This is a genomic window from Sporomusa sp. (genome assembly GCF_035561155.1).
GTDB lineage: Bacteria > Bacillota > Negativicutes > Sporomusales > Sporomusaceae > Sporomusa.
Genome location: NZ_DATMYD010000057.1, coordinates 33,550 through 42,733, shown reverse-complemented (window position 1 = coordinate 42,733; position 9,184 = coordinate 33,550). Strand labels below are relative to the sequence as shown.

The following is a 9,184-nucleotide window of genomic DNA, read 5'->3' as shown; positions in this document are numbered from 1 at the left end:
GTCTTATCCCCCCCCCCCCCGACCCCTCACCGGCAGCTACCAGCGTTTTTATAACTGCAATCCATTATACAGAGAGACTTAGCTTTAGGTGGGAGGTTTAACCCCATCTGAAGTTTAGTCAAACTTATCCAGCGACTTGGTCATCAGATGAATTCTTCTCCCCTTAATAATGAAACTCATTATCAGTACCTTGCGAAAAAAAAGGAAGATAACTAAATTCGTACTAACCACTTTTGCCAGTCACTGCAAGGTTTTTAATAATTGTGGTTCCAGTATAACAAAAGAATATGAATTCTTTGTGAAGAAAATGGCACTTTTGCAATTTTTTTTACCGGTATATCAGGCCTGCCGAACAAGTACCCGCTTGATTTGTCCGGCCAATTACTCGGCCTGCTGGTCAGCGAGACTATGAAATATATTTTTTATATTAGAGGGTGATTTAACCACCCTCTAAGTACTAAATACAAGGGTTACTTCTCCTTACTATTCGCCTGTATGAGGCGTAGGCTGTTTAGCGTAACAATGATGGAGGCTCCCATATCAGCCAGGATGGCCAGCCATAGGGTGAGCCAGCCGGGGAATACGGCCAGTACGGCAACGGCTTTGATGAATAAGGAAAAACCGATATTTTGCCTGATAATGTTTAGCGTCTTTTGGCTCAGTCTGATGGTGAAAGGTAGTTTGCTTAAGTCGTCTGCCATAAGCGCAATGTCAGCGGTTTCGAGCGCCGTATCTGTTCCTGCCCCACCCATGGCAATGCCCACAGTGGAGAGTGCCAGAGCGGGAGCATCATTGATGCCATCGCCAATCATGGCTACTTTGCCGTATTTGCCTAGGAGTTCCTGTACGGCTGTAACCTTGTCCTGGGGTAAAAGCTCTGCCCGGTACTCGTCAATACCGACCCGTGCGGCCATAGCCTTGGCTGTCGCGGTGTTGTCGCCGGTCAGCATGATGGTGTGCTGGATGCCTGCAGTTTTCAATGCCTTGATGGCCGCGGCGCTGGTATCCCGCACTTCATCAGCGACCGCGATGAGGCCCAGGAATTTTTCTTTGGTACCGGCAATCATGGCCGTCTTGCCTTCGCTTTGCAACCGCTCGACTTGCTCTGTTACAGGGGCGAGCGATATGCCTAATTCATTAAACAAGCGTGGATTGCCGATATATACTGTTTGTCCATTGATTGTTCCTTGTGCACCGCGTCCTGTGATGGCGGTAAAGTCCTCAACAGGAGTAATTGTCATCTTCTCGGCTTGGGCGGCTTTGACGATAGCCACGGCTAAAGGATGTTCGGAGCGGGCTTCCAGGTTAGCGGCTAATTGCAGAAGTCCTGCCTGTGATGTGCCGTCCACCGGAACTATATCGGTGACAACAGGCTCCCCTTTGGTAAGCGTACCTGTTTTGTCAAAAGCGATCGCTGATAGAGAACCCATTTCTTCAAGGTAGACGCCGCCTTTAATTAATACGCCATTTTTTGCCGCATTACTAATCGCGCTGACAATGGCCACAGGCGTGGATACCACCAGGGCGCAAGGACAGGAAACTACCAACAGCGCCAGGCCACGGTAAATCCACGGAGCCCATTCATAGCCTAAGAAAAGAGGCGGAATAAAGATTATACCCACAGCCAACGCCATAACAACGGGGGTGTATATGGCAGCGAACTTTTCGACAAACGCTTGGGACGGCGCGCGTTTGCCCTGGGCCTCTTCCACCATGTGAATGATTTTGGCAATGGTGGTGTCCTGGACTAGCTTTGTCACCCTAACTTCCAGCGAGCCATGCGTATTAAGCGTCCCAGCATAGACTTCTGCGCCAGGGCCCTTTTCCGCCGGGATGGATTCGCCGGTAATGGCTGCCTGATTAATAGCCGATTCGCCTTTTTCAATCACGCCATCCATGGCGATTTTTTCGCCAGGCCGGATAATCATCATGTCACCAGTTACGATTTGTTCTACAGGTACTTCTATTTCACTACCGCCACGCCGTATTCGCGCCGTCTTAGGCGCAATATCCATCAAGTCGCGGATTGACCTGCGGGCTTTATCCATTGTCCAAGCTTCGAGCATTTCGGATATGGCGTAGAGAAAAGCTACTGACGCGCCTTCTTCATATTGGCCGATAGCCAATGCCCCGATAACGGCAATACTCATAAGTACGCTCATATTAAAGTTCATGCGCGGTAAAGCACGGGCAGCCTTTTTAAAGTTGCCCCAGCCGCCGAGAACCATGGCTACTATATAAATAGGAATAAACACCGTTGCCGGGACGCCAAATTTTTCGAGGCCGTAGCCGATGGCAAGGGCAACACCCGAACCAATGGCCCGGCGGAGTTCCCAGCTCTTTTTACTGGCCGCCTGCGCTTTATGGTGTGCCGGGGAGGACGCCTTACCGACAGGATTGATGGTATAGTTTTCCTCAGCCCCCAGACGGCGGATGGCTTCTAAGTCGGCTGTACCTTCCAGTGCCAGTTTGCCTGTCACTTTGTTAAGGTTAACATTGGTTACTCCTGGGAGCGCTGCCACTGCCTGTTCAAATTTCGCCGCGCAGTCCATGCAGCAAATGCCGTCTACCTGAAACAGGTGCGCATTGGCTCTTTCTAGTGGCTCTACCAAAGTAACGGTATAATTCTCCTCTGCCCCCAGACGCTGAATAGCAGCAAGGTCAGCAGTACCGTCGATAGCTAGCTTGCCTGTTACTTTATTGAAATTAACTTTACTGACTCCCGGCAGTGCTGTAACTTGCTTCTCAAACTTAGCGGCACAATCCATACAGCAAATGCCGTCTACCTGAAATGTAGTGAAAGCCTGCCTTGCTGGCTCGCTGACAACGTCTACCGTGTAATCGTGTTCAGCCCCAAGCCGCCGGACAGTCTCTAAGTCAACTGTTCCATCCACAGTCAATTTACCCGTCATGGTATTTAGGACAGCGCGGGCCACGCCCGGCAGGGCGGCTACATCCTTTTCAAATTTTTGGGCGCAGTCCATACAGGTAATGCCTGTAACCTGAAAAACTATCTGTTTTGGACTAGCCGGTTGAGCTTGCGCGCCACCGTCAGAACATTCTCCGCCAGTGTCACACCCACAAGAGCAGGTGTCTGCTACCGCCTCAGTTTCTTGTATCTTGGTGTTAGAAGAGCAGTTGCAGCCATCGCCGCATTGTTCTACTGCTTTTCTTGCAGTTGCTTTTTTAAACTTCAATTCACCCACCCCTATCTATGTTGATTATGTTCTATTCCTTGAGCCAGAAGTGTCGCGATATGGTCATCATCTACAGAGTACCAGACCATCTTACCCTCTTTGCGATATTTAACCAAGCGTGCCCCCCGCAGCAGTCTAAGCTGATGCGACACGGCAGACTGCCCCATATTGACGACTGCAGCAATATCACATACGCACAACTCCCGTTTGGAGAGAGCGTGCAGAATTTTAAGCCGTGTTAAATCGCCAAGTATTTTAAATACCTCGGCAATTTGCTGCATATCCTCATCAGGTAAAGCTTCTGCACGGGCAAGGCAGATACTTTGCGGATGCTCGCATAATTCTTCACACACATCACATTCTATTTGTTTCATGTAACCTCCACGATATATGAAGACGTATTCATACGTATATGATATATTGGCTTTTCCAACACGTCAATAGGTTTTGCGTGCAAACAAAAAAAATATTTGTCCTAATAAGAAGCCGCCTGTACCAGCAAAGAAAAAAACCAGCCCCAAACAGGGCCGGCAACTGTTGTTTTTTTTAATTAGGGCAAATAACCAAGCGGGTCATTGGGTGCACCGTTCACCCGCACTTCAAAATGCAGGACAGGTCCTGTTGTATAACCAGTTTCGCCAACTCGGGCAATGAGCTGGCCTTTACGAACTACTTGGCCTTCGCCGACTAGGAGTTCTGAGTTGTGGCCGTACAGCGTGGAATAGGTGCCATTGTGTTCAATAATGACTGTTTTGCCATAGCCGCTAATCCAGCCGGCGGTAATGACTACCCCGCCATCAGCCGCTATAACAGAGTCGCCATAGTCAGCCCCAATGTCAACACCGGCGTGCAGACGCTGATTGCCAAAGATTGGATGGGTTCGCCAGCCAAACGGCGAAGTAATCGGCCCCGAGGCTGGCCATATATAGTTACCTGTCACCTGTCCACCTGTTGGCGCTTGGCCGCGTTTGCGCGCCCGTATCATCTCTTCCACTCGGCTGGACGCCTGCTGCAGCTCGTCATAAGCTCGTTGGGCCGAGCTTTGCTCGGCTTCCAGGTTGTTGAGTACATCCCGCTTGGCCTGATAGCGTGAGGCCACCATGGTACGTTTTTCCACTGCCTGCTGGCGGAGGGTTTGGATTGCTGCCACGTCGCGCTCAAGTTCGGCTTTTTTCTTCGTTACCAATTCCCGCTCGGCTTTTGCCTGAGCAATCAGCTCCATGTCAGCACGCATCACCTGCTTGAGTAGCTCATACCGGTTGATAAAGTCGCTAAAGTCGGTTGCACCGAACAACACATCAATATAACTGATCTGACCATTTATATAGATATCACGCACCCGCTTATTGAGCACCTGCGAGCGGTCAGCCAATCTACGCTCGGTCTTTTGGAGCAGTTCCTTGTTTTCATCTACCTGTTTTTGTGTCGCCATCAGCCGGCTCTCTACCGACTTTAGCTCGTTTGTATTGCGCTCCAGGTCATTCTCAATAGCATCAAGCTGACCTGCTGCGGTATTGACTTCTTGTTTGATTTGATTTACCTTGCCAAATTGTTCCCGCATCCTGCGGGATAGGCTTTCTAACGTGCTCTCGTATTGTGCTGTATCCTCAGCTAAGACTGGCAAAACCGGCATACCGGTCACACCGATTGTCACGGTCAGCACAAAAATAGCTGCCGCCTGTCTCATCCATTTTTGCATTGTTACCCCCACTTAGAACACTCTGTTAGGCATAATGTGACAAAATATTATTCGCCAAGTCGAACAAAATTCCTGCCTGCGGCGAAATGTTAGCTGAGCTCTATGCCACGAAAAGTATCCGGAAGAGGGCAGCGAGCTTTCAAACATAAATTGCCAGCACAAAGCAATAGCTTTTGCTGGCAATTTGGGCTAACTCTATTTTGCTTGGCTTTAACCTTATGGAACATCCTCTTTTTTCGTTCTAATCTCTATATCTTCTACATAGCGGGCGTAGGCCAGGTTTTCTTCCACGCGTGTGATTACATACCGCTTGTTTTCTTCGGTAATCAACTCATCACCGGGAGTAACGGTTACTACTGACACGTACATCAGTGTAGCGCTGTTTTTTTCATCCAGTATTACATAATATTCGTATGGCGATTTAGCCGGAACCTCTGGTTTTTGCTGTGGCAGCGGCAGATACTGGGGAGCTATAAAATATAACAGCGCCGCTACCACAAGTACTCCGGCTGTAAAACCACCGATAAATAAGCCATAATTGCGTCTTGGTTTGTGCTCTGCCATGAAAATACCTCCCATCAAAAGCTCAGTAACAGTTCATCGTTTTATTATTTCCACCTGCTATTGTGATATGTGAGGTATAATGGCAAGCTGTCTTTCTTTTTATTTTTATATTTAGTATAATTTTTTTGTATCCTATGGGATTGCGGAGGGACTATGGCAGACTTACACCTTTTTAATACCTTATTATCCAATTGTATTATTTAAGGTTCAAATTATATTTGCAAATTGATGTTTCATATGTGGTCCCACCTTGCCCGGGATTCCACCCCATAACTGTGGTTCATTTGATTGACGCCAGCAGTTCCCTATACTGGGTCATACTCATATTCAATTCCACTCTAATCTCAAAACTAAAGTATACCAGACATGCTACTTCTCAATTTGTTGCCGCTGGCAAACCGATAACCCACTCCATGGACTGTTTGAATATATTCGTGTTCTCCTATATTTTCCGCTAATTTCCGTCTTAGCGAGTGAATATGGGCATCAATCGAACGTGTAGTTCCTTTCAAATTTTTACCCCATATCATCTCAATAATATCTGCCCGATTTAGTGTCTGCTCTGAGTGCAAAACCAGCATTCCCAAGATTCTAAACTCGGTCAGTGTCAATGTAATGTCACGTCCCTTGTAAGTGACTTGGAAATTTTCCAGGTTAATTGCCAGGTCGCCAGCCTGAAAAATCTCACTTGGCTTTGGTTCGCTAGTCTCTTGCCGCAGGATGACTTTCGCACTTTCTACAATGTCCCGGCAATTAAACGGTTTTATCAGGTAGTCATCAGCACCTGCTGCTAAGGCTTTTGGTCGTTCACATTCTTCACCATTCTTACCGACTACAATGATCGGAATATCCGTTTTTCCTTTGATCTGAGTTAACATTTCCCAGCCATCAGAATCTGGTAACACAATATCAAGAATGATGAGATCCGGCTTCCAGGTTGTCAGAAGCTGCCACGTTTCGTCGCCAGAAGCAGCTCTATATAGTCGAAAACAATCATTTTCTAAAAGTGTCTTCAACACCTTCGCCATTTCCAAGTCTTTCGTCACCATAAGCACATAGAATTGGTTTGTTCTTTGCATCCTGCCACCTCGGTCATTATTTTGCTATTTGAAATGAGACACCGAATAACCACCGCCAATATAAATCCCTACATAGGATGCGCGCGATTCATATGTTGTAAAATTTACCAGGTCACACGGCCGGGGAGTAACAGTGATACCTCCTACCCACCAGAAACCGTAGATCTATGGTACGAGGCAGGTTATGTAATGCTTACCGGTACACGTTTGTACAGACCGGAGTAGTCGAATCCCCGGGGCCGGTGAAGTCCCACCCCAAACCACTGGTTGACCCAACTTTGCCGCACTCCCTTCAAACTACAATTATTCTTAAGATTTTTACAAGTTTTGCCTGACTTTAATCAGCTGGTCTTGGAAATCTATTACTTTAAAGATACCATACAATTATGAAGAACCCATGAATTAATAATGAAAATCTTGTGAATCTTTTCGTTCTGTAACTTGAAAAAGCTTCTATGGGTATATCCAGTGTAAGAAACCCAGGGCTTTGCCTGTCATATACTTTCAATATAATTTACTGATAACAAGATAACAGACCCCAGCTTGAGCTAGGGTCTTACAAAGAGGGGGAGGTTTATTTATATAAACCAGATGGTGCTTAACCATCCGGGTCGCTATTACTACTCCATATCTTCGTTCGCCTTCAGTTTTGCAATTACATTGATAACATAAATTATTACAAACAAGTTCATAAAAAACAGAATCCACATCATCTGCCATCACTCCGCTACATTTAGTTTGCTTTGTCTTGATATGTATATAATACACGATCACTGTGAAGAACCGATGAAGATATTATGGCTTTTTCGTGAACTTTTGCAGGCAACATAACATAAAAAGAGCTACCCTTGCCTACTGTGCTCTCTACCTGCACTTTACCACCGTGAATCTCTGCAAGTTGTTTCACGATAGCTAGACCAAGGCCTGTACCCCCACTTTTTCGATCCCGTGATTTATCGCCCCGGTAAAAATGGTCAAAAATATAAGGTAAATCGGCAGTGTTAATACCTGGGCCATTGTCGGCGACAGTGACCTTTATCCAGTCTTGCTCTTCCAGCTTTGTTAGCCCGGTAGAAACAGTTACTTGCCCGCCGTTCGCAGTATAGCGAATAGCGTTAGTAATAAGGTTATAGAATATCTGGCAAATTCTATCTGCATCAGCCGTAATTGGGGGCAGCCCCTGCATCAGGCTTTGCTCAATGGTGATTTCTTTTTCATCAGCAAGCGGTTTTAGCATATACAAGGCCTGCTCAATCGTCTGATTGACGGCAACCTCTTTGACCTCCAATGACAGTTGGCGAACTTCCGCAAGCGACAAGTCCTTCAAGTCTTTGATTAGCCGTGATAAACGGACAGCTTCTTCGTGGAGGGAAGTCAACTGTTTTTGGTTAGGCTCAATGATGCCATCAATCATTCCCTCCAGGTGGCCTTGGATAACAGCGAGCGGGGTGCGTAGTTCATGGGCTATGTTGGCGAGAAACTGCTGCCTTAACTTACTGTTATTATCAAGTGTTTCCGCCATGCTGTTAAATATCACGGCAAGACTTCCCACTTCATCTTTGGAGGTTACGGGAACTTTCTGGACAAAGTTACCCCTCTCAATCTCCAAAGCAGCGGCGCTTACTTTGCGCAAGGGTATGGTAATACTGCGGGCCAAGGCATAGCTTGCCGCCAACCCGGCTACTAATAAGGATACGCCAACCCAGATGAGCGACTGATGTACTGATGTTAAAAAGTTTTGCTCTGATGTTCCCATCATGACAACCTGCCCATGACCGCCTGGGTTCATGTGAGTCATCATACTGCGGTGCATTTCCATTTGCTGAACGGTAACATACTCCTGGAACAAATCAGTCATTTGCGTGTTAGCCAAATAAATAAGCAAAAACACGGTTATGGCTACTGCCAGAAACATGAGTCCTGTAATCCGGTAAATTATGCTATTCATTTTGGGTACCTGCCATACGGTAGCCTACACCATAGACAGTTTGGATGTATACCGGCTCTTTCGGGTTATCCTCAATTTTTCGCCGCAGATTCTTAACATGCGCGTCAACGGTGCGTTCATAGCCCTCGAAGGAATAGCCCTGGGTCTGCTCAACGATCTGCAGTCGGTTGAATACCCGACCTGGATTAGCCGCCAACAGTTCCAGTATCTTAAACTCGGTCGGCGTGAGCTCAACAGGTTGTCCCCCCTTTGTTACCTGATATTGTTCCAGGTCAATGACAACATCCCCCATTCGAAGCGGTACGGGCTTAGTAGTTGTTCCCTTTGTCCGGCGCAAGATAGCCTTAACGCGTGCCACGACTTCCTTGGGGCTAAACGGCTTAGTCACATAATCATCGGCGCCAATCTCCAGGCCAATTAATCTGTCGCTCTCTTCATCCCGGGCAGTCAGCATTAAGATGGGTACCTCGCTATCCCGCCGTAGCGTTCTGCAGATGTCCCAGCCATCCATCCCTGGCAGCATTAAGTCAAGCACCAGGATATCGGGCCCTTTCTCACGAGCGATTTTCAAAGCGGCAAGACCATCATTCGCGGTGAATACAACAAATCCATCTTTTTGAAAATACAATTGCAGCAACTCTACCAGTTTTACATCATCATCAACAATTAAAACCGATCTTTGTGACATGTTTTTCCC

General features: G+C 47.1%; 7 protein-coding genes and 1 pseudogene. All 8 read right to left on the bottom strand.

Features of this window, described 5'->3' with window-relative positions; genetic code table 11:
• Positions 1-470: 470 nt before the first annotated feature.
• The gene (locus VN447_RS06920) at positions 471-2,612 is read right to left on the bottom strand and encodes a heavy metal translocating P-type ATPase (protein WP_325524185.1); all 2,142 of its coding nucleotides are present in this window, start codon (positions 2,610-2,612) and stop codon (positions 471-473) included.
• Between the two features lie 45 nt (positions 2,613-2,657).
• Positions 2,658-2,984, bottom strand: a pseudogene (locus VN447_RS23280) (cation transporter); the annotation flags it as partial.
• Between the two features lie 224 nt (positions 2,985-3,208).
• Positions 3,209-3,571 (bottom strand): metalloregulator ArsR/SmtB family transcription factor, encoded by a 363-nt coding sequence (locus VN447_RS06910; RefSeq protein ID WP_325524181.1) that lies wholly within the window; start codon positions 3,569-3,571, stop codon positions 3,209-3,211.
• A 176-nt stretch (positions 3,572-3,747) separates the two neighbouring features.
• Entirely contained in the window at positions 3,748-4,896 is a 1,149-nt protein-coding gene (locus tag VN447_RS06905) for a murein hydrolase activator EnvC family protein (RefSeq protein WP_325524179.1), read from the bottom strand.
• 216 nt (positions 4,897-5,112) lie between these two features.
• Positions 5,113-5,460, bottom strand: coding sequence for a stage II sporulation protein P (locus VN447_RS06900; RefSeq protein WP_325524177.1), 348 nt, complete (start codon positions 5,458-5,460; stop codon positions 5,113-5,115).
• Between the two features lie 350 nt (positions 5,461-5,810).
• Positions 5,811-6,539, bottom strand: a complete 729-nt coding sequence (locus tag VN447_RS06895; RefSeq protein ID WP_325524175.1) for a response regulator transcription factor — start codon at positions 6,537-6,539, stop codon at positions 5,811-5,813.
• A gap of 733 nt (positions 6,540-7,272) precedes the next feature.
• Positions 7,273-8,487, bottom strand: coding sequence for a sensor histidine kinase (locus VN447_RS06890; protein ID WP_325524173.1), 1,215 nt, complete (start codon positions 8,485-8,487; stop codon positions 7,273-7,275).
• Positions 8,480-9,175, bottom strand: a complete 696-nt coding sequence (locus VN447_RS06885; protein ID WP_325524171.1) for a response regulator transcription factor — start codon at positions 9,173-9,175, stop codon at positions 8,480-8,482. The genes VN447_RS06890 and VN447_RS06885 overlap by 8 nt, the downstream gene beginning before the upstream one ends.
• Positions 9,176-9,184 lie beyond the last annotated feature (9 nt).